Origin of the sequence: Novispirillum itersonii subsp. itersonii ATCC 12639 (assembly GCF_000381985.1) — a bacterium.
In the GTDB taxonomy this organism is placed as follows: Bacteria; Pseudomonadota; Alphaproteobacteria; order Rhodospirillales; family Rhodospirillaceae; genus Novispirillum; species Novispirillum itersonii.
Genome location: NZ_KB907340.1, coordinates 67,081 through 90,570, shown reverse-complemented (window position 1 = coordinate 90,570; position 23,490 = coordinate 67,081). Strand labels below are relative to the sequence as shown.

General features: G+C 61.7%; 19 protein-coding genes. 14 read left to right on the top strand and 5 right to left on the bottom strand.

Annotation, left to right across the window (positions count from 1 at the left end; translation table 11 throughout):
* Positions 1–260 precede the first annotated feature (260 nt).
* The 3 genes from G365_RS0107645 (at position 261) to G365_RS0107635 (ending at position 5,499) form a co-directional block, all read left to right on the top strand.
* A complete protein-coding gene (locus tag G365_RS0107645) occupies positions 261–1,247 on the top strand; it encodes a 2-hydroxyacid dehydrogenase (RefSeq protein ID WP_019644921.1) in 987 nt (328 codons plus the stop codon).
* Positions 1,248–1,513: 266 nt separating this feature from the next.
* Entirely contained in the window at positions 1,514–4,090 is a 2,577-nt protein-coding gene (gene mprF, locus G365_RS0107640) for a bifunctional lysylphosphatidylglycerol flippase/synthetase MprF (RefSeq protein WP_155976180.1), read from the top strand.
* The gene (locus tag G365_RS0107635) at positions 4,087–5,499 is read left to right on the top strand and encodes an AcvB/VirJ family lysyl-phosphatidylglycerol hydrolase (protein WP_019644919.1); all 1,413 of its coding nucleotides are present in this window, start codon (positions 4,087–4,089) and stop codon (positions 5,497–5,499) included. Before mprF ends, G365_RS0107635 begins: the two co-directional genes overlap by 4 nt.
* Here G365_RS0107635 and G365_RS0107630 read toward each other — a convergent pair.
* The 3 genes from G365_RS0107630 to G365_RS0107620 form a co-directional block, all read right to left on the bottom strand.
* Positions 5,475–6,251 (bottom strand): GNAT family N-acetyltransferase, encoded by a 777-nt coding sequence (locus tag G365_RS0107630; RefSeq protein ID WP_169545083.1) that lies wholly within the window; start codon positions 6,249–6,251, stop codon positions 5,475–5,477. The genes G365_RS0107635 and G365_RS0107630 overlap by 25 nt on opposite strands.
* Entirely contained in the window at positions 6,248–7,756 is a 1,509-nt protein-coding gene (locus tag G365_RS0107625; protein WP_019644917.1) for a UbiD family decarboxylase, read from the bottom strand. The genes G365_RS0107630 and G365_RS0107625 overlap by 4 nt, the downstream gene beginning before the upstream one ends.
* A 151-nt stretch (positions 7,757–7,907) precedes the next feature.
* On the bottom strand, positions 7,908–9,191 hold the full coding sequence (locus tag G365_RS0107620; protein WP_019644916.1) for an NAD(P)/FAD-dependent oxidoreductase: 1,284 nt from the start codon (positions 9,189–9,191) through the stop codon (positions 7,908–7,910).
* 119 nt (positions 9,192–9,310) lie between these two features.
* Between G365_RS0107620 and G365_RS0107615 the strand changes: the two genes are divergently transcribed.
* The 7 genes from G365_RS0107615 to yddG all read left to right on the top strand — a co-directional run bounded on the left by G365_RS0107615 (position 9,311) and on the right by yddG (position 17,153).
* Positions 9,311–10,210 carry a LysR family transcriptional regulator gene (locus tag G365_RS0107615; protein ID WP_019644915.1) on the top strand — a complete coding sequence of 300 codons (900 nt, stop codon included), beginning with the start codon at positions 9,311–9,313 and terminating at the stop codon, positions 10,208–10,210.
* Positions 10,211–10,344: 134 nt separating this feature from the next.
* On the top strand, positions 10,345–12,165 hold the full coding sequence (locus G365_RS0107610; protein ID WP_019644914.1) for an HD family phosphohydrolase: 1,821 nt from the start codon (positions 10,345–10,347) through the stop codon (positions 12,163–12,165).
* A 7-nt stretch (positions 12,166–12,172) separates the two neighbouring features.
* Positions 12,173–12,667, top strand: coding sequence for an NUDIX hydrolase (locus tag G365_RS20720; protein WP_019644913.1), 495 nt, complete (start codon positions 12,173–12,175; stop codon positions 12,665–12,667).
* Positions 12,668–12,755: 88 nt separating this feature from the next.
* Positions 12,756–13,685, top strand: coding sequence for an exopolyphosphatase (locus tag G365_RS0107600; protein ID WP_019644912.1), 930 nt, complete (start codon positions 12,756–12,758; stop codon positions 13,683–13,685).
* A gap of 317 nt (positions 13,686–14,002) precedes the next feature.
* The gene (trpB, locus tag G365_RS0107595; protein WP_019644911.1) at positions 14,003–15,220 is read left to right on the top strand and encodes a tryptophan synthase subunit beta; all 1,218 of its coding nucleotides are present in this window, start codon (positions 14,003–14,005) and stop codon (positions 15,218–15,220) included.
* A gap of 15 nt (positions 15,221–15,235) precedes the next feature.
* Positions 15,236–16,078 (top strand): tryptophan synthase subunit alpha, encoded by an 843-nt coding sequence (gene trpA / locus G365_RS0107590; protein ID WP_019644910.1) that lies wholly within the window; start codon positions 15,236–15,238, stop codon positions 16,076–16,078.
* A 169-nt stretch (positions 16,079–16,247) separates the two neighbouring features.
* Entirely contained in the window at positions 16,248–17,153 is a 906-nt protein-coding gene (yddG, locus tag G365_RS0107585; RefSeq protein WP_019644909.1) for an aromatic amino acid exporter YddG, read from the top strand.
* Between the two features lie 28 nt (positions 17,154–17,181).
* On the opposite strand, the gene G365_RS0107580 is transcribed toward yddG, so the two are convergent.
* A complete protein-coding gene (locus G365_RS0107580; RefSeq protein WP_019644908.1) occupies positions 17,182–17,802 on the bottom strand; it encodes a flavin reductase family protein in 621 nt (206 codons plus the stop codon).
* Between the two features lie 292 nt (positions 17,803–18,094).
* Here G365_RS0107580 and G365_RS0107575 point away from each other — a divergent pair, with 292 nt between their 5' ends.
* A complete protein-coding gene (locus tag G365_RS0107575; RefSeq protein ID WP_019644907.1) occupies positions 18,095–18,616 on the top strand; it encodes a hypothetical protein in 522 nt (173 codons plus the stop codon).
* Positions 18,617–18,772: 156 nt separating this feature from the next.
* Here G365_RS0107575 and G365_RS0107570 read toward each other — a convergent pair whose 3' ends face one another.
* Positions 18,773–19,900, bottom strand: coding sequence for a porin (locus tag G365_RS0107570; protein WP_019644906.1), 1,128 nt, complete (start codon positions 19,898–19,900; stop codon positions 18,773–18,775).
* Positions 19,901–20,455: 555 nt separating this feature from the next.
* Here G365_RS0107570 and miaB point away from each other — a divergent pair.
* The 3 genes from miaB to ybeY all read left to right on the top strand — a co-directional run bounded on the left by miaB (position 20,456) and on the right by ybeY (position 23,451).
* Positions 20,456–21,847, top strand: a complete 1,392-nt coding sequence (gene miaB / locus G365_RS0107565) for a tRNA (N6-isopentenyl adenosine(37)-C2)-methylthiotransferase MiaB (protein WP_019644905.1) — start codon at positions 20,456–20,458, stop codon at positions 21,845–21,847.
* 154 nt (positions 21,848–22,001) lie between these two features.
* Positions 22,002–22,925: a PhoH family protein gene (locus G365_RS0107560; protein WP_019644904.1), complete on the top strand. Its 924-nt coding sequence runs from the start codon at positions 22,002–22,004 to the stop codon at positions 22,923–22,925.
* Positions 22,926–22,935: 10 nt separating this feature from the next.
* Positions 22,936–23,451: an rRNA maturation RNase YbeY gene (ybeY, locus tag G365_RS0107555; protein WP_026345177.1), complete on the top strand. Its 516-nt coding sequence runs from the start codon at positions 22,936–22,938 to the stop codon at positions 23,449–23,451.
* Positions 23,452–23,490 lie beyond the last annotated feature (39 nt).

Genomic DNA, 23,490 nt, shown 5'->3' with positions numbered 1-23,490 from the left:
TCGGACCGTCGCGACCGGGCGAGAGGCGCAGTATACCGGCTTGTTTTTCGGATGCCATGTTTTTGCGGACGCTAAGATTTGTTGCGCCTGCTCACTTTTCCACAGGGGCAGGGCTGGACAAGGGGCAGACGGATTGGTAAGCCAGAAGGCAAGGATCTGGACTCGCTTATGTATGCTCGCAGGGTTTTGCTTTCTGCATTGCCCGCAGACCGAACAGCCTGAATAATTCCGGAACCATCATCCCGCTACAGGGGGGAGTAATGCCGAAAGACAAGCCGTTGGTTGTTGTAACCCGCCGTCTGCCCGACGTGATCGAAACGCGGATGATGGAGCTGTTCAACTGCCGTCTGAATATGGACGACCACCCGTTCACCCGTGAAGAACTGATCGCGGCGGTGAAAGAGGCGGATGTTCTGGTGCCGACCGTGACGGACCGCCTTGATAAGGGGGTTCTGGCACAGGCTGGGGAAAACCTGCGTCTGGTTGCCAACTTCGGAAACGGGGTTGACCATATCGATCTCAGCACCGCCCAGCAGCGGGGGATTACCGTCACCAACACCCCGGGGGTGCTGACGGAAGATACCGCTGATATGACCATGGCGCTGATCCTGTCAGTGCCGCGCCGTCTGGCGGAAGGGGAGCGCCTGATCCGCTCCGGCCGCTGGGGGGGCTGGAGCCCGACCCACATGCTTGGTCACCGCATCTGGGGCAAGCGTCTGGGGATCATCGGCATGGGCCGGATCGGTCAGGCGGTGGCGCGGCGTGCCAAAGGTTTTGGCATGGCGATCCACTACCATAACCGCCAGCGCGTCCATCCGGAGATCGAGCAGGAGCTGGAGGCCACCTATTGGGAGAGCCTTGACCAGATGCTGGCGCGGATGGATGTCATCACCATCCACTGCCCGCACACTCCGGCGACCTACCATCTGCTGTCAGCCCGCCGCCTGAAGCTGTTGCGCGACCACGCCTATATCGTCAACACCGCCCGTGGTGAGGTGATTGATGAGGCGGCTCTGGTGCGGATGCTGCAGAAGGGCGAACTGGCCGGGGCGGCGCTGGACGTGTTTGAACACGAGCCGAGCGTGAATCCCAAGCTGCTGGATATGGATAACGTGGTGCTGCTGCCGCACATGGGCTCTGCCACCATCGAAAGCCGTATCGACATGGGCGAAAAGGTTCTGGTGAATATTAAGACGTTTGTGGACGGTCATAAGCCGCCGGATCGTGTTCTGCCGACGATGGTCTGACCGTCAGGGTTGCTATCAGCAGGACATGGGCATTCAGAACCCTGTGTTCGATCTTGAAACAAGGGGATAATCCGTTATGGATTATCCCCTTGTTGTGTTTTGTTACCCCACCTTATCGGTGTTCGCCGTTGCACGTCACAGCCGGACAGCGGAAGATTGCCGGGCCGTTCATAATACGCCGCAGGGTGTATGATCGCAGTATGCTCGGCCCCGTAGGCCGGGTGTGAGCAGCACAGGAGAGTTGTGGCATGTCATCGGAAGGGCTTATGGACCGTCCTGTGGTCCGGCCGGCGGTATCCCGCTGGCTGACAACGGTTCGTCCGGTGATCACGGTCGCAGTGATTGCCGGTGTACTGGTCTTGGCCTGGATGGCTGCGAGCCGCCTGACCGCTGAGGTCTCCTACGATGATCTGATGACGACAGTGCGGGAAACCCCCCGCTGGGCCCTGCTGAGTGCTTTGGGGCTGACCCTGCTCAGTTTTGCCGCGCTGGCGGTCTATGATTTTGGGGCACTGGCTTATGTCGGCCGGAAGATCCCGGCCCCGGTGGTGGGGCTGACGTCTTTCTGCGCCTATGCGGTCGGCAACACTGCCGGATTTGGCCCACTGACGGCCGGGGCGATCCGTTACCGCTTTTATACCCCGTATGGTGTTGAGACCGAGGATGTGGCGCGGATTGTCGCCTTTGTCACCGGGGCGTTTGGGGTCGGACTGGCCGGTGTGACCGGATTTGGTCTGCTGGTGGCATCGGTGGATGTGTCGACTCTGCCGATTTCTTCCCTCGGGATGAAGATTGTCGGCGGCGGGCTGGTGATCGGCCTGTTCACCCTGTGGGCCGTCGCCGGACAGGGGCGGGTGGTGACCGTTTTTGCCCGTCCGTTTGCCCTGCCGTCACGGGGTATCCTGATCCGTCAGTTTGTCGCCACCGCAGTCGATATCATTGCCTCGGCCGCCGTGCTGTGGGTGTTGCTGCCAGCTGGCAGTATTGATTTGCCGTCGTTCATTGCTGTCTATGCCGTGGCGATCGGGCTGGGGGTTCTCAGTCATGTTCCTGCCGGGCTTGGGGTGTTTGAGGCGGTGGTAATCGCCTCCCTCGGGCCACATATTGATGTGCGCGATGTTCTGGGCGCGCTGGTGCTGTACCGGGTGATTTATCACCTGCTGCCGTTGGTGCTGGCGGCGGCGTTTATTGCCGTGTTGGAACTGCGCCGTGTCGCGGGGTCGCCGATGGCGATGGTGGCGGCGCAGGCCGGGGCCCGTCTGGCACCGCCGGTGCTGGCGGGGCTGACACTGGTGACCGGCGGGGTGATGATCTTGTCCGGGGCTATGCCGCTGGATGATGCGGTGGTCAACCTTCTGGATGGGAAGGTGCCGTTGCCTCTGGTCGAAGGTGCTCACTTCCTCGGCAGTGTCCTGGGGGTGGTGCTCTTGGCCGTGGCCCGGGGACTGCTCCACCGTCTGGATGGGGCATGGTGGGCTGCGGTCGGAGTGGTCTGCCTTGACCTGTTTCTGTCGCTGCTGCGGGCTTTGGGGCCGGAAGAGCTGGTGCTGTCGGGTTTTCTGCTGCTGGTCCTGCTGGCAAGCCGGAAAGAGTTTACCCGCAAGGCTTCGCTGCTGCATCAGACCCTGACCCCGCAATGGCTGCTGGCGGTGGTGACGCTGCTGGTGACCACGGTGACACTGCTGTTTTTCGTTTACAAAGATGTCGAATACGCCAATCAGCTGTGGTGGCAGTTTGAGTTCTCGCAGCATGCACCACGCAGTCTGCGCGCGGTGATGGGGGTGGTGCTGGCGGCCTGTTTCGGGGCTGCGTGGATGCTGATGCGTCCGGCGCGGGCGACCCTGCTGCCGCCGACGCCGGAGGAGCTGGACAAGGCGATGGCGATTGTTGCGACCCAACCGGCACCAGAGGCCTGTCTGGTGGCGATGCGCGACAAGTCCCTGCTGTTCTCTGAAGATGGCCGTGCTTTCATTATGTACAGCCGACAGGGCCGGTCCTGGGTGGCACTCTCTGATCCGGTCGGGCCGCGGGACTGCTGGCCGGATCTGATCTGGCGCTTTGTTGAGATGGTGCTGGCTGCCGGGGGCCGCCCGGTGTTTTATCAGGTGACGGCGGAGGCGCTGTCCTATTACGCCGATGCCGGGCTGCGTGGCTTCAAGCTGGGGGAAGAGGCACGGGTGCGCCTGCCGGACTTCACGCTGAAGGGCAGCAAGAAAAATAATCTGCGCAACTCTCTCAACCGGTCAGAGCGGGAAGGGATCACCTTCGAAGTTCTGACCGGTGATCAGGTTGCGGCCCACATGCCGGAGCTGGCGACGGTGTCGCGGATCTGGATGAAACATCATTCGGTCCGCGAAAAGCGGTTTTCACTGGGGGCTTTTGATCCGCAGTATGTGCTGACCCAGCCGGTTGCTGTTTTGCGGCAGAATGACCGGATCATTGCCTTTGCCTCAGTGATCCAGACGACCTGCAAGGACTCTGCTGGTATTGACCTGATGCGTTTCCTGCCGGACACCCCGCACGGGGTGATGGAAGTGCTGATCCTGCGGTTGATCCTGCATTTTCAGGCGGAAGGCTTTCAGTGGTTTACCCTGGGGATGGCCCCGTTGTCGGGCTTGTCAGACAGCGAAGCGGCCCCCATCTGGCACAGTGTCGGTCGCACGGTGTTTGACCATGGGGAGTGGTTTTATAACTTCTCCGGGCTGCGTGCCTTCAAGGCGAAGTTTTTCCCCGAGTGGCGGTCGCGGTATCTGGCAGTGCGCGGGGGAATCAATCCGATGATTGCCCTGACGGATATCACTGTCCTGATTAGCGGCGGCTTTAAAGGGGTAATCAGTAAATGACCGGTTTCAGACAGGCCCTGTGGGCAGGGGTGTGCGTTCTGGCGACCCTGATCGCTGGTCCGGTACAGGCGCAGACGTTTGATATGGGCGGCATTGGCTCGCCGGAGATCATCCAGCCTGCGGGAACTCCGGTCGGGGTAGTCGCCCTGTTGTCGGATGCCGGGGGCTGGGGGGAGCGTGAACGCGGTCTGGCCCACCAGTTTGCTGATAACGGCGTGCTGGTGATGGGGATTGATACCCCTGCTACCCTGAAGCGGATTGAAGCGTTTACCGAGGATGAGTGTGCCGACCTGATCGGTGAGGTCGAGGCGGTCAGCCACCAGTTGCAGCGCGGCCTTGGTCTGCCGTCCTACCATTTTCCGGTGGTGATCGGCAGTGGTCTGGGGGGAGCCTTTGTTACGGCGCTGGCCGGGCAGACTGAAGAGGCGACGGTGGCGGCACTGGTCGCGGTTGATCCTGTGCCCGCTATCCCCGGCCAGAAACCGCTGTGCAGCCGTGGGCGGATCACCGACACCGCCGCCGGGCGGGTTTATGCCCTGCCGCCCCCCCCGGCCCGTTTTGCGATGAAAGTGATCGAGAGTACCTCTGCCACCGCTGCGCAGAAGCAGCGGATCCGGACTCTGCATCTGGGAATGAACATGGGGGCCCGCTTCAAGGCTGTGCCGGAAGCGGTCGATGAGGCCATCGTGAAAGAAGCGCTGTTGGCAGTGCCCCGGCAGACGGAAGAGACTCCGGGCTCCGCCGCTGAGGTGACGGGGGCGGCCCGGGTCGCCGACTTACCAGTGGTGCCGCTGCCGGTGGAGCAGCAGTCAGACACCTTTGTGGTGTTTTATTCCGGGGATGGCGGCTGGCGCGATCTGGATAAGGATGTGGCGGCGATTTTTCAGGAACAGGGGATCCCGGTCGTCGGTGTTGATGTCCTGCGGTATTTCTGGAAAGAGCTGACCCCGGACACTGCCGCCCGCGATCTGTCACGCATCATCCGTGCGTATTCGGAAGAGTGGAACGCCCCGTCGGTGATCCTGATTGGCTTTTCCTTTGGGGCTGACGTTCTGCCCTTCCTTGCCACCCGGTTACCGCCTGAGGACTTAGGCAAAGTGACTCAGATCTCGCTGTTAGGTCTGTCGGAACATGCTGACTTTGAAGTTACGGTCTCCAACTGGCTGGCCAACAAAAAGACGCCGATGGCTTTGAAAACGCTTCCCGAGATCAAACGTCTTCCATCCGGCCTGATCCAGTGTGTCTATGGCGAGGAAGACGAAGAGAACGCCTGCAGAAAGCTGGAAGGCACGGATATCGAAGTGTTACGGACTCCGGGGGGGCATCACTTCAATGAAGATTATCCCGCGCTGGCGCACCGTATCCTTGCCGGGGTCCGGCAGCGTCAGGCTGCCGGAGCGACGAAATAGGTGTATCCATAGGCCGGTGTCATTCCCAGCCCGCGATACAGGGTCTGTGCCCCGGTATTGGTGGCGCTGACATGCAGCCACAGCTGGCTGGCACCCTGTTCCAGCCCCCAGTGGCGCAGGGCTGACAGAACTCTCTGGCTCAGGCCCTGCCGACGGGCCTCCGGGACGGTGCCGACACAGAACAGCCCCATCAACGGGCCGTCGACCACTGCCATCGCCACCGATGCGGGCTGACCGTCATGGGCCGCGCAGGCATAGGCGCAGGGCAGGGCAAGCCGCCGGACCATACTTTTCAGGGTGCAGCGGTCCTGTGGGGGCAGACCGTCAATCCGGGCGAAGGTTGCCAGCCAGTCAGCGGTCGGATGGTCTGACAGCAGATCGGGTCCCGCCGGGGTCTCGGGGGTGGTCAGGGGGCCGAGCATCAGCAGCGACGGATCCCGTTCGGTCCAGCCCCGGCGTCCCAGCTCCGCCAGAGTGGCGGCGTCAGTCAGGGGAGACGCCCGGAACACCGGTGGCAGGCCCTGACGGTGGAATGTGGAACAGGCACGGTCCAGCCGCTGCCGCAGGTCGGCAGGGCTGTCATTTTCTGCCCCCAATGTATTGATTGAGTTGGCGCGCTTGGTCACGCCGGCTGCCAGCCGGATCACCCAGGGCCCGTCGAGGACAGTGCTGAGGGCAGGCCAGGAATTGAATCCGGCCTGCTCCAGCCGCCGCACCCTGTCTGATGGCAGGGTATTGAACAGTGTGCTCATTTCCAGATCGGCTTTCCGCTGCCCGGCAGGCCATAACTGGCCCATTTACGGGTGACGGTGTCGATCACATCCTGATCCATCTGGATTTTTTCGCCCCATTCACGGTGGGTTTCCGGCGGCCATTTGTTGGTGGCGTCCAGCCCGATCTTGCCGCCCAGCCCGCTTTCCGGGCTGGCAAAGTCGAGGTAGTCGATCGGGGTGCCTTCAATCACGGTGATGTCGCGAGCGGGATCCATGCGGGTGGAGATGGCCCACATCACATCCTTCCAGTCGCGGGCGTTGATGTCATCATCCACCACGATCACGAACTTGGTGTACATAAACTGCCGCAGGAACGACCATACCCCCATCATCACCCGCTTGGCATGGCCGGGGTAAGCCTTCTTCATGCTGACGACGGCAATACGGTAACTGCAGCCTTCCGGCGGCAGCCAGAAATCGACGATTTCCGGGAACTGCTGGGTCAGCAGCGGGATGAACACTTCATTCAGGGCCTCGCCCAGCACGCTCGGCTCATCGGGCGGGCGTCCGGTAAAGGTGGACAGGTAGATCGGCTTCTTCCGCATGGTGACGCAGGAGACGCGAAACACCGGGAACGGCTCCACGCTGTTATAATAGCCGGTGTGGTCGCCATAGGGGCCTTCGTCGCCGAACTCATCGAGCATGACGTGGCCTTCCAGAATGATCTCGGCCTGTGCCGGAACCTTCAGGGGCACGGTCTTGCAGTCGACCAGCTCGACCTTCTTACCCCGCAGCAGCCCGGCGAACTGATATTCTGACAGGGTATCCGGCACCGGGGTCACGGCAGCGAGAATGGTCCCGGGATCGGCCCCCAGCACCACGGCGGCAGGCATGGCGGTGCCTTTGTCCTTGCCCCAGCGCCGGTAATGCTGGGCACCGCCGCGATGCTTCAGCCAGCGCATCAGGGTGGTGTCCTTGCCGGTGACCTGCATCCGGTAGATACCCAGATTGAACACGTCTTCGCGGGTTTCGCCGGGGCCTTTGGTGACCACCAGCGGCCAGGTGATCAAGGGGGCAGGTTCTCCCGGCCAGCAGGACTGCACCGGCAGTCTGGACAGGTCGATCTGGTCGCCGGTTAACACCACTTCCTGACAGGGGGCGGAGCTGACGGTCTTGGGTTTCATGGCCAGAACGGTCTTGATCAGCGGCAGCATTTCCCATGCTTCGCGGATGCCTGCCGGCGGCTCGGGCTGTTTCAGGAAGGCCAGTGTCTCGCCAACAGCACGCAGCTGCTCCGGTTCGCGGTCCATGCCCCAGGCGACGCGTTCGACGGTGCCGAACAGATTGACCAGCACCGGCATGTCATAGGGGGTGCCATCCGGGCGGACCGGGCATTCAAACAGCACTGCCGGGCCGCCTTCGGCCAGCAGGCGGGTCTGGATTTCCGTCATCTCCAGATCGGTGCGGACCGGAACCTTGACCCGGACCAGACGGCCGTCGCGCTCAAGGCGGTCAATAAAATCACGGAGGGAGGAATAGGGCATGATGGCTCCGACCGAAAGGCAGGGGGACAGGGGAAACGCAGCGGCGTTGCTCCGGTTTTTGGAGTAAACGCCGCTCCGGTCTGTGGCAACCGCATTCTGTGCGGTTTTACAAAATCTTTCCCGGCATCCCTGTCTGCCGTACGGCGGTCCTTCAGAACCGGGCGGTGAAGAAGTGGGCCACCTGAGCCCCCAGTTCGTAATAGGCTTCCCGCAGCGGGGTGACGGACATCGCTTTCGGGGTGCTTGGTTCCAGCGGCAGATCAGCGTCCTTGACCTCGCCACAGATATAAGCGGCCAGCAGTTTTCCGAAAACGGTGCCGGGGGCGATGCCGCGCCCGTTATAGCCGCAGGTGGTGACCATGCGTTCATTGAGCTTGTGGAAACGGGGCAGGTTGTTGGCGGTCATGCCGATCCGGCCATACCATTCCGCTTCAAAGCGGATGTCCTGCATCTCCGGCCACAGCGTCTGAAGTGACCGGCGCGTCCAGTCGCGGTGGATCGGCAGGCCGGTGCCGCGCAGCGCCCCGACAGAGCCGAACACCAGACGGCCCTTCTGGTCAAAGCGGAAGGATGACAGAACTTCTTTGGTATCCCAGCACCCCTGCCGCTCCGGCAGAATCCGGGCCTGCAGGTCTTTTGACAGCGGCTGGGTCGCGATGTTGAAATAGGGCAGAATCACCTGCTGACTCAGGATTTCCGGGCAGATCAGCGTGGTGTAGGCGTCGGTCGCCGGGACCACCCATTTGGCGGTGACGGTGCCGCCGGGGGTGGTCACCACCCAGTCAGCCCCATTGCGGCCGATCGAGGTGGCCGGGGTTCCGGTGAACAGTTTGACCCCTTTGGCAACGGCGGCATGGGCCAGCCCGCGGGCGTAGGCCAGGGGCTGGATGGTCCCGGCGCGCAGGTCGAGCAGAGACCCGCTGTACGCACCGGTGGCCAGTTTGGCCGCAGTTTCGCGTTCATCGAGAATATGGACGGGAGCCCCGTACTTCTGCCACTGGCGGGCGCGCTCTTTCAGCTCTTTCAGGCCATTGGTCCCGCAGCCGAGGTGCAGGGTTCCCTGCCGTTCCCCCTCGCAGGAAATGCCATAGCGGTCGATGACTTCCCACACCTGCCGCGGGCCATCGCCAAGAAAACGGATCAGCCGGGTGCCGTAGTCTTCGCCCAGCTCGCTGCACAGGGCCTCGGGCATCACCCACATGCCGGCGTTGACCAGACCGACGTTGCGGCCTGCCCCGCCGAACCCGGACTCTACCGCTTCCAGCAGCACCACCGACCGGTCGCGTTCAGCCAGATGCAGGGCCGTGGACAGGCCGGTGTATCCGGCGCCGATGATGACCACCTCGGCTTCCTCTGCCCCGGACAGCGCGGTGGTGATGGGGGCGGCGGGGGCGGTCATTTCCCACAGGCCGTGGGAGCGGGGATCATTACGCATGGTCGGCGGGTCCTTATCGGCGGATCAGGATGAAAAGGCAGTCTATGCCCCTTTGTTGCGCGCCGTGGGGCGATGTGCTAGCGAGATCTGCTCAAAGGGTCATTCTGAACGGGAATACCATGCGCGCTCCCCGCCGTTTTCTTCCCTCTCTGCCGCTGCTTGCCGCCTTTGAGGCTGCGGCCCGTACCGGTTCTGTCACCGGCGCGGCGCGGGAGTTGTCCCTGACCCAAAGTGCGGTCTCCCGTCAGATCAAGGCGCTGGAAGAGCAGTTGGGGACCGAGCTGTTCGCCCGCGAAAAACAGAGTATCCGCCTGACAGCGGGCGGTGCGGCCTACGCGCGGGAAATCCGCGAGGCGCTGTCGAAAATTTCTTCCGCCTCGCTGACCCTGCGGGCGAACCCAATGGGCGGGACGCTGACACTGGCAACGCTGCCTGCCTTTGGGATCCGTTGGCTGACCCCCCGGTTACCGCGTTTTCTGGCCGCGTACCCGGGGGTGTCCGTCAATCTGCTGACCCGGATCGCCCCCTTTGATTTCCGGCAGGAGGCCATTGATGCCGCCATTCATTTCGGGACGGAGGCCTGGCCGGGGACCGGAATGGTCCGGGTACGGTCTGAAACCGTTCTGCCGGTCTGTGCCCCGGGATTGCGGGATCAATACGCCTTTGAAGACGCAGGGGATCTGCGTGCGGCCCCGCTGCTGCATCTGACCACCCGCCCCGACGCGTGGGAACGCTGGTTGCGGCGGTATGGGGCAGATGCCGAGAATGTCCACGGGATGCTGTTTGACCAGTTTGCCCTGTTGGGGCAGGCGGCGATGGCCGGGCTGGGGATTGGCCTGCTGCCGACATTCCTGATTGATGAGGATCTGGCGGCGGGCAGGCTCGTTCCTGCCCTGCCGCTGCCCTACACCTCAGAGGATTCCTATTACCTCTGCTGGCCGGTGGAGCGTTCAGAACACCCGCCGATGATTGCTTTCCGTGAATGGCTGATGGCAGAAACCGCGCCGGACCGGGCCTGAGCCCCCTGCAGGCGGGTATCCCCGATGAGACACACCCGCACTTTTATCCTGCTACAGACAGAAAATTTTCTTTATGATGATTCTGAGGGCAGCGTAAACCGGATGTGATCCGGTAAAATTTCAGGGATAGGGCATTGAAGTCTCGGCAGACTCATGAAGGCGCTCCGCCGCAGGCCAGCGATGCGAAAGCGGACTCCGGCAGCGCGAACGACCGTCGCCGCCGGGGCCGACGCAAGGAAGATATCGACGCCAGTTATCTTGCGCGGCTGATCGATCTGGGGATTGCCCTGTCGGCGGAGACCAACCATGACCGCCTGACAGAAAAGATTCTGGTTGAGGCCAAAGAGTTTACTCACGCTGACGGCGGAACCCTGTATCTGGTCGCCGATGACGGCCAGAGTCTGCACTTTAAAATTCTGCGCAACGATACCCTGAATACGGCAATGGGCGGCACCACCGGCAAGCCGGTGCCGTTTCCGCCCCTGCGGCTGTACAACGCCGAAACCGGCGAACCGAATCATAACAACGTGGCCACTCATGTCGCCCTGACCGGCCGCAGCATCAATATCGAAGATGCCTATACGGCGGAAGGGTTCGACTTTTCCGGGACCAAGCGCTTCGATCAGGGGACCGGGTACCGCTCCCGGTCGTTTCTGACCCTGCCGCTGAAAAATGTGGCCGGTGAGGTGATCGGCGTTCTGCAGCTGATCAATGCGCAGGATGATGACGGCGAGGTGATCCCCTTCGCCTCACACATTCAGCCAATGGTGGAGGCGCTGGCCAGTCAGGCGGCGGTGGCCATTGATAACCAGCGGCTGTTGCAGGCGCAACGCGATCTGCTGGACAGTTTCATCAAGGTTCTGGCCCGGGCGATTGACGCCAAATCGCCTTATACCGGCGGTCACTGTGAGCGGGTGCCGATTCTGGCCAAAATGCTTGCGCAGGCGGCCTGCGATCAGACCGAAGGGCCGTTCGCCGGGTATACCCTGAACGACGAGGAATGGTACGAGCTGCATCTGGCGGCGTGGCTACACGACTGCGGCAAGGTGACGACCCCGGAGTATGTGGTCGATAAGGCTACCAAGCTTGAAACCATCTATGACCGGATCCACGAGGTGCGCACCCGCTTTGAAGTCCTGCGCCGGGATGCGGAAATTGAGATGTTGCGCCGCCAGTTGGCCGGAGAGGACAAGGCTGCGACCGAGGCCGCTTTTGCCGCCCGCGTCGCCGAGCTGGAGCAGCAGTTTGCCTTTGTCGCGGAAGCCAATATCGGCGGCGAATTCATGGCCCCTGACAAGATTGACCGCCTGCAGGTGATCGGGGCACAGACGTGGACCCGGTATTTTGACCGCAGCCTCGGCCTGTCCTGGGAGGAAGCGACCCGCCTGAAAGATGATCCGCCCGCACCGGCCCCGGCTGTTGAACCCCTGCTACAGGACCGGGGCGATCACCGGGTCGGAATTTATAACCGGGGAGAGCTTTACAATCTCTCGGTGCAGCGGGGCACCCTGACCGCCGAGGAGCGGAAAATCATCAACGATCATATCGTGGTGACACAGGAAATGCTGAAGCAGCTGCCGTTCCCCAAATCGTTGAAACGGGTGCCGCAGATTGCCGGAAATCATCATGAGAAAATTGACGGCACCGGCTATCCCAACGGCCTGACCGGCGACCAGATGGGGACGCAGGAAAAAATTATGGCGATTGCCGATGTGTTTGAGGCGCTGACGGCGGCCGACCGTCCTTATAAGACGCCGAAAACCATCAGCGAATGTGTGAAAATCCTCAGCTTCATGCGGAAAGACAAGCATGTCGATTCTGATCTCTTCGATCTGTTCCTGACTTCCGGGGTGTATCGGGACTATGCCGAGCAGTATCTGCGGCCCGATCAGGTGGACGAGGTGAATATCGCCGCGTATCTGTCCCGGCCGGCCCCGGCTGAAACCGCAGGATGACAGGCTGATGAGCGGACGGTATCCGCGGGCACCGGTGCCCGCTGTTCTGGCGGTGGTGCCCGAAGACGGGCGGGTGGTGTTGGTCCGGCGGGCCAATCCACCACGGGCGGGAACCTGGGGGATGCCCGGCGGCAAGATTGATCTGGGCGAAACCCTGTTTCAGGCAGCGGAGCGGGAGCTGGCCGAGGAAACCGGGCTCAGTGCGACGGCGGTGATGGCCCTGCCCCCTCTGGAGACGCTTGATCGCGATGTGGCCGGTGCCGTGCGGTATCATTATCTGCTGGTGCCGGTGCTGTGCCGGTTGAATCCACAGACCCCGCCCTTGATGGCGGCCAGTGATGCCGATGCGGCGGAGTGGTTTGACCCGGCGGCGATTGCCGCTCTGCCAGCCGAGGCGCTGGCCGGTCCGGTGTTGCGTGTTGCCCGGTTGGGCCTGTCTCTGGCCGAGCGTCTCTGGGCAGGTGATGGTGACAGCCTAGCGGGCGGCGCAAAAGCAGGTTAAATTTGAAAGATTTCGTCGGAAAGCGGAGCGTTGGACAGAGATCCGGCCCGGTCCGGCGGCTGAGTGGGAAAAATGAAGGGGATACCCAATGTCGGACAGCAAGTTCCGTCTGGTTACTCGCAGCGATTTTGATGGTCTGGTCTGCGCCATGATCCTGAAGGAGATGAACCTGATCGATGAGATCAAGTTCGTCCACCCCAAGGACATGCAGGACGGCAAGGTGGAAATCTCCGCCCGCGACATCACCACCAACCTGCCGTATGTGGAAGGGGTGCATCTGGCCTTCGACCACCACCTGTCGGAAACGATCCGTGTCGGCAAGCGCGATAACCATATTATTCAGGCGGATGCGCCGTCGGCGGCCCGGGTGGTTTACAACTACTACGGTGGTGCCGCAAAACTGCCGCGCATCAGCGAAGAAATGATGCTGGCGGTGGACAAAGGCGACTCCGCCCAGTTCACCAAGGATGAGGTTCTGACCCCGACGGGCTGGAATCTGATGAACTTCCTGATGGATGCCCGTACCGGGCTCGGCCGGTTCCGCGAGTTCCGGATTTCCAACTATCAGCTGATGATGGAGCTGATTGATTACTGCCTCGATCACTCCATCGAGGATGTTCTGGCGCTGCCGGACGTCAGGGAACGGACCGAGCTGTACTTTGATCAGCAGGCCAAGTTCACCGAGCAGGTCAACCGCTGCACCACCGTGCGCGGGAACGTGGCGGTGCTGGATCTGCGGGATGAAGACCCGATTTTCGCCGGTAACCGCTTCCTGATCTACGCCCTGTTCCCGCAGACCAATATCTCGATCCATGTGATGCGGGGCTTCCAGAATCAGAACGTGGTGTTCGCCTGTGGCAAGTCGATTTTCGACCGCAGCAGCGGCACCAATGTCGGCGAACTGATGCTGCGCTACGGCGGTGGTGGTCACCTGAATGCCGGGACCTGTCAGGTCGGCCACGACAAGGCGGCGGAAACGCTGGAGGCGTTGGTGGCGCAGATGAACGCCGACGGCTGAGGCGTTTCAAGCCTCTTGCCGAGGCGGTAAGAGTATGCGATGCCTAAGGGGTGGGCTGAAGGCCTGCCCCTTTCGCGTTTTCCTGACACCTGTTCCCCGTCTAGGAGAAATCCTGTCGTGTTCCGCACCCGGTCCCGTTCGTCAGCCCGTCCGCCGATGCGCTCCATGCGCCGGTCGGTGCTGCGTGCCGTGGTGTGGACGGAAACCGCGTGGCGTCGCTGAACCCTGCTTCAGCCTGACCGGCATCCGTCCGGTCCCAGCCTTCGTATTCCGTGAGTGATCCCAGAGGGATCCGTAAGACAGGAGTGACGGCAGTCATGTCGCACCAGCTTGCCAATTCTTTCCGCACCGGCGCCGATGAGCGCGGTCATTTTGGTATCCACGGCGGCCGCTTTGTCGCTGAAACCCTGATGCCGCTGATTCTTGATGTCGAAAAGGCCTATGCCGAGGCTCAGGCCGACCCGGCCTTTCAGGCGGAACTGGATGGATATCTGAAAACCTATGTCGGTCGCCCGAGCCCGCTGTACTTTGCCAAGCGCATGACGGAAGAGCTGGGTGGGGCTAAGATTTATTTCAAGCGCGAAGATCTCAATCATACCGGCGCCCACAAGATCAACAACTGCATGGGGCAGATCCTGTTGGCCCGCCGGATGGGCAAAAAGCGGATCATCGCGGAAACCGGTGCCGGTCAGCACGGCGTGGCGACGGCCACCGTCTGCGCGCTGTTCGGTCTGCAATGCGTGATTTACATGGGCGCTACCGATATCGAGCGGCAGCAGCCCAATGTGTTCCGCATGAAGCTGCTGGGGGCGGAAGTCCGCCCGGTGACCAGTGGTGCGGCGACCCTGAAGGATGCCATGAATGACGCCCTGCGGGACTGGGTGGCCAATGTGCATGACACCTATTACCTGATCGGCACCGTTGCCGGCCCGCACCCCTATCCGACCATGGTGCGTGACTTCCAGTGCGTGATCGGTGACGAAACCAAGGTGCAGATGCAGGAGGCTGAAGGCCGTCTGCCGGATTCCCTGATTGCTGCCGTCGGCGGCGGTTCCAACGCCATGGGCCTGTTCCATCCGTTCCTTGATGACGCCTCGGTGCGGATCATCGGTGTTGAGGCCGCTGGTCATGGGATTGACACCGGCAAACATGCCGCCAGCCTGACCGGAGGCAAGCCGGGGGTTCTGCATGGCAACCGGACCTATCTGCTGCAGGATGAAGACGGTCAGATTGCCGAGGCTCATTCCATTTCCGCCGGTCTCGATTATCCGGGGATCGGGCCAGAGCATTCCTGGTTGCACGACATGAAGCGGGCTGAATATGTCGGGATCACCGACGATGAGGCGTTGGACGCATTCCACCGCTTCACCCGCTGGGAAGGCATCATTCCGGCGCTGGAATCCTCTCACGCCATTGCGCAGGCCATCAAAATGGCCCCAACCCTGCCGCAGGATCACCTGATGGTGGTCAACCTCTCCGGCCGGGGAGATAAGGACGTGAACACCGTGGCCCGCGCCATGGGCGTGGTTCTGTAAGGGGGGATGCGGATTATGAGCACCGTGACTGTCGTCAATCGTCTGGAAATCCGCTTTGCCGACCTGAAAAAGGCCGGGCGCGGCGCGCTTGTCACCTACACCATGGCCGGTGACCCCGATCATGAAACCGCATTGGCGATCATGAAAGGGCTGCCCGCTGCCGGGGCCGATGTGATCGAACTCGGGATGCCGTTTTCGGACCCGATGGCGGATGGCCCGGCGATTCAGCTGGCAGCGCAACGGTCTCTGGCGGCCGGGGGATCACTGTCCCGTACGCTGGATACCTTGCGGGCCTTCCGGGAAACCGACCACAGCACCCCGGTGGTGCTGATGGGGTATTACAATCCGATCTACGCCCGCGGCGTTGACCGCTTTGCTGCTGAAGCGGCAGCTGCCGGGGCGGATGGTTTGATCATCGTCGATCTGCCGCCGGAAGAAGCCCCGGAGCTGACCGAACACCTGAACGCCCATGGCATTCATCTGATCTTCCTGACCGCGCCGACCACCGACGCCCGCCGTCTTCCTGCCGTTCTGGCGCAGGCGGGTGGGTTTCTCTATTACGTCTCGATCACGGGGATTACCGGCACTGCCTCGGCGGATGAGGCGGCTGTGAAGGATGCGGTGGCAGCCTTGCGCAAGTCCACCGACCTGCCGATCGCTGTTGGTTTCGGGATCAAGACTCCGGCGCAGGCCGCCGCCTTCGCGCGGATCGGTGACGCCGCTGTCGTCGGGTCTGCCGTGGTGCAGACACTGGCAGACAGTCTTGATGAGGTCAGGGCGGCGACGGAAAAGACTGTTCCGGCCGTGCTGGGCTTTGTGGCGACGCTGGCGGAAGGGGTCCGTGCCGCCCGCCGTTGAGGCCGTGACCGTATTCTGAGAACAGGCGGACTCTCCGGGTGTGGGGAGTCCGCTTTTTCATGGGGATCCGGTCAGGTTTCGGATACAGTATGCGCCGTTCAGGGTGGTTTCACCGGCCCCGATTCGCCGAAAACGCCCAGAGAGGCCCCGTCCGAGAAGAGTCCGTGCCATGAGTGATGCATCTGTTCTGCGCCATACCCTGATCGGGGCCTCGGCCCTGTTGCTGTGGTCTACGCTGGCGGTGACAACCGTGTTCGCCGGAGGGGTGCCGCCGTTCCTGATGGTCGGCTTTGCCTTTTTTCTCGCCTTTCTGATTGGCCTGGCGAAGTGGGTGGTCCGGGGAGAATCGATCCTTGGCCATATGCGGCAACCGTGGCAGGCTTGGGCGCTGGGCGTCTGCGGGCTGTTCGGGTATCACGCCCTCGTGTTCTATGCCTTGCAGGCTGCCCCGCCGCTGGAGGCCAATCTGGTTAATTACCTGTGGCCGCTGTGTATTGTGCTGTTTTCCGGCTTTCTACCGGGACACCGCCTGCGTTGGTTTCATCTGGCCGGAACGCTGTCCGGCCTGATTGGGGTGATTCTGTTGGTGACCGGGGGCGGCTCGGTTTCCTTCAAGCCTGAGGCTCTGCCCGGCTATCTGGCAGCTTTTGGTGCGGCCCTTACCTGGGGAGCCTATTCGGTGCTGTCACGGCTGATGAAGGCGGTGCCGACCGACTCGGTGGCGGCATTCTGTCTGGTCGGCTCGTTGCTGGCGTTTGTCTGTCATGCGCTGTTTGAAACCGGCGGCTGGCCACAGACCCCGGTGCAGTGGGGGGCGGTGATCCTGCTCGGTCTTGGTCCGGCAGGGGGTGCGTTCTTTCTGTGGGATCTGGGTATGAAGCGGGGGGATATTCAGGTTCTGGGGGCCCTGTCCTATGCGACGCCGTTGATGAGCACCCTGCTGCTGATCCTGACGGGCAGCGGCGCTTTGTCGCCGATGGTGGCGGTTGCCTGCCTGATGATCGTTGGCGGTGCGGCGCTGGCCTCGAAGGATATGCTGTTCCGTCGTAAGAAGGAGGCGGTGGTGGCGGAATAACCGCCACTCCCCTTCTTATCCAGCCCCGTCAGCCGGGGCGGGTCATGCGGAAAACTTCGGTGATAACGGCATAGTCACGGTATCCCAGCCGGACCAGCGGCTTCAGAAGAGTTGGATCGACCCGCCCTTCCCGCAGGATTGAGTCGTCGATGTGGATACCTTCGACCAGCCCGAGGATCATGACATTCCGCAGCCCGGGCGGCGCATCAGGCCGGACCGGAAGTTCTGTTTTCTGATAGAGGCGGCACTCAAAGGTGATCGGGCTTTCGGCAACCCGTGGGGCTGCGATAGTTTGGCACCGGGCTTCTGTCATACCGGACAGATCGAACTCGCTGATATCAGGTCCGACAGCCGCACAACTGGCATTCATCGGCTCCCGCAGATCCGAGGAGACCATGTTGACGGCAAACTCCCCCGTCTCTTCGATATTGCGCAGCGTATCTTTCGGTCCGTGCGGATGATGACCGGTGATGGAAAACATCAGGATCGGCGGATCAGAGGCAACGGCGTTGAAATAGCTGAATGGTGCCAGATTGCTGATGCCATCAGCGCTGCGGGTTGAGACCCAGGCGATGGGGCGGGGGACCACGCAGGCAACAAACGGGTCAATCGGCAGGCCGTGATCGGCAGCGGACGGGCGATAAAACATCAGGCAAGATCCCTGCTGAAAGCGCATTGCATTTTGCATCGCAGACTTCCACGCGGGCCGTCAAGGAATGGTCTCTGCCTGCGTGGGTATGCTGTCGTATGCCAACGATCTTCTGACAGACCTGCGGGGAGAAGGAAAAATATTCCTTTTTCCTGCTTGTGGCGACGTGACATCGGAAAAAGGGATAAGCCCGGCGGATCAGCCTCTGTCTGGCAGAGAGTTTGCTGCAACGGTGGCATGGTGTGTCCCTGATCGGGTCAGGGGCCTTTCCTGCTTCTTACTGGATGCCGTCATGTCGCTCTCCACTCTCTCTCCGCTTGTCTCTTCTGCACCGCGTCTGCGTCCGTCTGTGTCTTTTGCGCTGTCCCGTCATCTTCTGGCAGAGCAGGCGCGGGCCGTCATGTCTGCCCGCGATGCCCTGAATGAGGCCTTGATCGCTGTTGCCAATCTGGAAACGGCTTTCAATGCAGGCCGGATTGACCGCAGCAGCCGTGATTACAGGCAAACTGAGCTGCGGCTTGACGCCCTTCTGGATGCGGTCCTGCGGGCTGAGGCGGAGCAATTGGTGTTGGAGGAAGTGTTCAGCCGGTCTGCCAGTTATGCGATTGATCGGGTGATCGCATACCATGTCCGGCGTGGGCTGGCCTATGCCGGGGTTCTGACCGGAGACCGGGGCTGCCGCGATGCCCTGCTTGCATTGTCTCAGTCCGTGCGGACTTATCTGGAAGAGGATCCGAGCGACCGGCAGGATATGCGGGTCCGGTCCGCCTGGGCTGATCTGCGCTGTCATATCCAGCCGGTGCGGGCTGGCTGACGGTTCTTCCGACGGCGGTTTTTTTAAAGAAAAACCCCCTGTCCGGCTCCACGGACAGGGGGTTTTTGACCATCGTCCCAACCGGGTATCCCGTTGGAACGGGATACCCGGTAGAACTGAGCCAGACGGAATCCGGCAGGGTGATCAGGTGACTGATCAGAAGGTCAGAGACAGACCGGTGGCGGCAACCCAGCCATCGTTGTCGGCGCCGGTGGAGGCAGAGCCTTCGCCGTCGAAGGACACGTAAGCGATACCGCCGACCAGCGACACGCCCGGGCCCATCTTGTATTCGGCAGCCAGTTCGGCCGACCGCAGTTCGTCGTCAGCAATGTTGGTGGTCTTCTTCTGGTCGCCGGAGATGTAGACCAGGGAGACACCGTACGGGCCGGTTTCGTAGGACGCGCCGATTTCCCAGATGTTGGCGTTCGGGTCACGGGCGTTGGCAGCGGAAGCGTCACGCTTCACCGCGCGGTAAGCACCGCCGAAGGTGAACCCGGCGTAGCCGATGTTCAGGCCAGCCTGGTATTCGTTGTGGCTGTCGATATCGTTGCCGGTGTCGGCGGTCAGCCAGCCGATGTCGGCCGCGACGGTGACGGCACCGATTTCACCCTTATAGCCGATGCCAGCGCCATAGGCGTCGGAGACCTGGGTGTTGGTGGTGGTCGGAGCACCCGGGGCATCATCGCCACCGGCCACGCTCGGCACATAAGAGGCGCCAAAGGTGAAGCCAGCGAAGGCCGGGGAGATGTAGCTGACCGATTCGGCATCGCCGTTGGTATCAATGGCGGTGTCGCCAAAGAAGGCGTCGTCGAAGTTGGTCGGCTTAACCACATAGTTGCCGGAGGTGACGTCGCCACCGATGGCGCCACCGCCAAACAGGCGGCCACCAACGCGCGGGGCGTTGCTGTGGATCATCGCCAGGGCGTTGTCATCAGCACCGGCCTTGATAGAACCGAACTTGCCTGACACGGTGATGGAGTATTCGTCGGACACGTCGGTCATCGAACGGCCGCCGGACTCGATCTCGTAGACCACGGCAATGGTCAGGCCGTTATCAAGGGTGGTGTTGCCCTTGAAGTGGATTTCGTTGTCGCCCTTCACGTCAACGGCGGACACTTCACGGTTGGACTGACGCAGGAAGGCGTCGTCGTTAGAGGCATAGCCAACCATCACGGCACCGTAGCCGCCAACGGACAGCTTGATCGGGTCCGCAGCGAAAGCCGAACCGGCGATCAGGGTGGTGGCGAGGGCAGTGGTGCCCAGCAGAGCAAAGGTCTTGGTCACGAGAAATACTCCCTGTCTTGGAATCCCGGAATTCGATCAGGGGCAGGTGCCAGAGCACTGTCATCACCGCGTAATCAAATCCATCCGTACAATGCGGGATCGTGTCGGAGCGCTGCAACAAAGACTCCGGGTGTCTGATCACATTTTCAAGGAGTGTGGCATTTTTGCATCATGCATGAGCAAGGGGTAAATTGTTCAACTTTTGAGCAATGCGCTGAAACTATTGGAAACGTCGCTTTTTAAAGGCTCTTTAAAGTCGACAGGGGAGAGGATGTGTCACTTTATTTAAAATTGTCAGACAATTTTTATTCTTCTGCGTGCGGAGAAGGGGGAGCGGAGAGACCGCGCCGTTGACCCGGTGATGGCCTGATCAGGGTGGCGATTGCTTGACAGGCGATGACGGGCTGTTACCGTACAGACCAACAGGGCGGAACCGGTAGAACGGAACCGCCCCTTTGGTTTTGGTGCATTCCGCGCTGAGATCTTTGCCAGTCTGTCTGTTCCTCATATGTCTGTTCCATAGTTTTGACCCGTGCAGGACTTCCGGCCACCGCCATGACCACCACCGCCCCCAAGAAGAAGCTTTTTATCCGCACCTACGGCTGTCAGATGAACGTCTATGACTCATCCCGGATGACAGATGTGCTGGCGCCGTTGGGATATGAACCGGCGGCGGATCCGGACGGTGCGGACATGGTGGTGCTGAACACCTGTCACATTCGCGAGAAAGCATCGGAAAAGGTCTTTTCCGAGCTGGGGCGTCTGCGGTCCCTGAAGACCGAGAACCAGCAGGATGGCCGCGATATGATTATTGCGGTTGCCGGCTGTGTGGCACAGGCGGAAGGGGAGTTTATCCTGCAGCGTGCCCCCTACGTTGATATTGTGCTGGGGCCGCAGACCTACCACCGTCTGCCGGAAATGGTTGCCCGGGCTGAACGGGCCAGTGCCGAAAACCGGAGTGGCGCGGGGAAGCCGGGTGCCAGCCGTCCCGGCGTTGGCGTGATGGATACCGAGTTCCCCATTGAACCGAAGTTTGATCACCTGCCGATGCCGTCTGCCAGTGGGCCGAGTGCTTTCCTGTCGGTGCAGGAAGGGTGTGACAAATTCTGTACCTTCTGTGTTGTGCCCTATACCCGGGGGGCGGAATATTCCCGCCCGGCGGGGCAGGTTCTGGCTGAGGCCCGCAAGCTGGTGGCCGAGGGAGCCCGGGAGCTGACCCTGCTGGGGCAGAACGTTAATGCCTATCACGGCGATTCGGCGGATGGCGGCACCTGGGGGCTGGGGCGCCTGATCCGCGAACTGGCGGAGATCGACGGGCTGGCCCGCATCCGCTACACCACCAGCCATCCGCGCGATCTGGATGATGACCTGATCCGGGCCCATGCCGAGGTGCCGCAGCTGATGCCGTTCCTGCATCTGCCTGTGCAGTCAGGGTCTGATAAAATCCTGCGGGCGATGAACCGTGGTCATACCGGTGCCGAGTACCGCGCCAAGGTGGAGCGTCTGCGGACACTGGCCCCGGATCTGGCGCTGTCCTCTGACTTTATTGTTGGCTTCCCGCACGAGTCGGATGCTGATTTTGAGGATACGATGGCGCTGGTGCGGGATGTCGGCTTTATTCAGGCCTATTCCTTCAAGTATTCACCGCGTCCGGGGACACCGGCGGCGGTGATGGAGTCGCAGGTGCCGGAGGACGTCAAGAGCGCTCGTCTGACCGCGCTCCAGGCCCTGCTGCTGGAACAGCAGGGGGCGTTCAACCAGTCCTGTCTGGGGCGGGAGATGGACGTTCTGCTGGACCGTCCGGGCCGTCATGACGGTCAGCTTCTGGGGCGCAGCCCGTACATGCAGCCGGTCCATGTCGCCGGATCGGAAGATCTTTACGGGTCAGTGGTCCGGGTGAAGATCGGTGCGGTCACTGCCAACAGCCTGACCGGAACGCTGATCTGACCGCTGCGGAGAGGGCCGCTGGCGGACCGGGGCTGTTTGCCCCATATATAAGGGTATCCAACCTGCTTTCAGCGTCCGGCCGGGCCGGGCAGAGCCTGCGGAGGCTATCATTCGTATCTCGCTGACCCTTGCCAACAATGCCCTGCTGCCGCTGGTGTTCGGGGCGCATAATGTCAATCTGGAGCGTCTGGAAACAGCGCTGGGCGTGACCATCGTCTCAATGGGGAACACCGTGACCCTTGAGGGGCCAGATGCCGCCGTGATTGCCGCCCGCGTCGCGCTGGAGGCCCTGTATGAGGAAGCCTGTAAGCACCCGGGGAAGGATATCGGGTTTGCTGAGGTTGACGCAGCGGTGCGGATGCAGCCGAAACATCCGACGGAACAGGTCAGCACCGCCGGGGTTGAGGATCTGACGATCCGCACCCGCAAGAAGTCGGTGGTACCGCGCACCCCCAATCAGGCGGAATATATCCGCTGCATGCACCGGAATGAGCTGGTGTTTGGTCTTGGCCCTGCCGGGACCGGCAAGACCTATATGGCGGTGGCGATGGCGGTGGCGATGAAGCTGGCCGGGAAGGTTGACCGGATCATCCTGTCCCGTCCGGCGGTGGAGGCCGGGGAACGGCTTGGCTTCCTGCCCGGGGACATGAGGGAAAAAGTCGACCCGTATCTGCGTCCGCTGTACGACGCACTGCATGATATGCTGCCGGGCGATGTCGTCTCCAAGGCGATGGAAAGTCAGGAAATTGAAGTCGCGCCGCTGGCTTTCATGCGTGGCAGGACCCTGTCCAATGCCTTTGTGATCCTCGATGAGGCGCAGAACACCACCACGACCCAGATGAAAATGTTCCTCACCCGTTTGGGGCAGGGGTCGCGGATGGTGGTGACCGGCGATCTGTCGCAGATCGATTTGCCCAATGGCGTGAAATCCGGCCTGCGCGATGCGCTGGACATTCTGGAAAGCGTCAACGGTATTTCCTTCATCCGCTTTACCGGCAGTGATGTGCTGCGTCACGATCTGGTGACCCGGATTGTTGGCGCGTATGACCGCCACGACCGTGGCCTTGCCCCGTATTGAGGATCCGGTGATGGACGAAATTCTCGATCTGGCCCTGACCGTTGAAGATCCGCGCTGGGAAGAGGCGATTCCGGTGCTTGATGCATTGGTTGACCGGGTGGTGCGGACCACGCTGGAAATGGCCGGAGAGCAGGACCCGGTAGAAGTCTCCGTGGTGCTGACCACCGATGCGGCTGTGCGGGATCTCAACCGGGATTACCGGGGCAAGGACAAGCCGACCAACGTTCTGTCTTTTGCCAGCCGCGATCAGGATATGCCTCAGCTTCCCGGCGAGCCGGAAGTGCTGGGGGACATCATCGTCGCCTTCGAAACCACACAGGCCGAGGCGGCGGAGCAGGAAAAATCCTTCAGCGACCATTTCAGCCATCTTCTGGTCCATGGCACCCTGCATCTGCTGGGCTTTGACCATCAGGACGAAAAAGAGGCCGGAGAGATGGAGGCGTTGGAGGTGGAAATTCTGGCCCGTCTGGGAATTTCCGACCCTTATGCTGACGGTGAGGTTGTCGCCGTCGACGATGACCGCTAGTATGGTTGCCGCGATCCCGCATTCATTCATCAAGAGCGC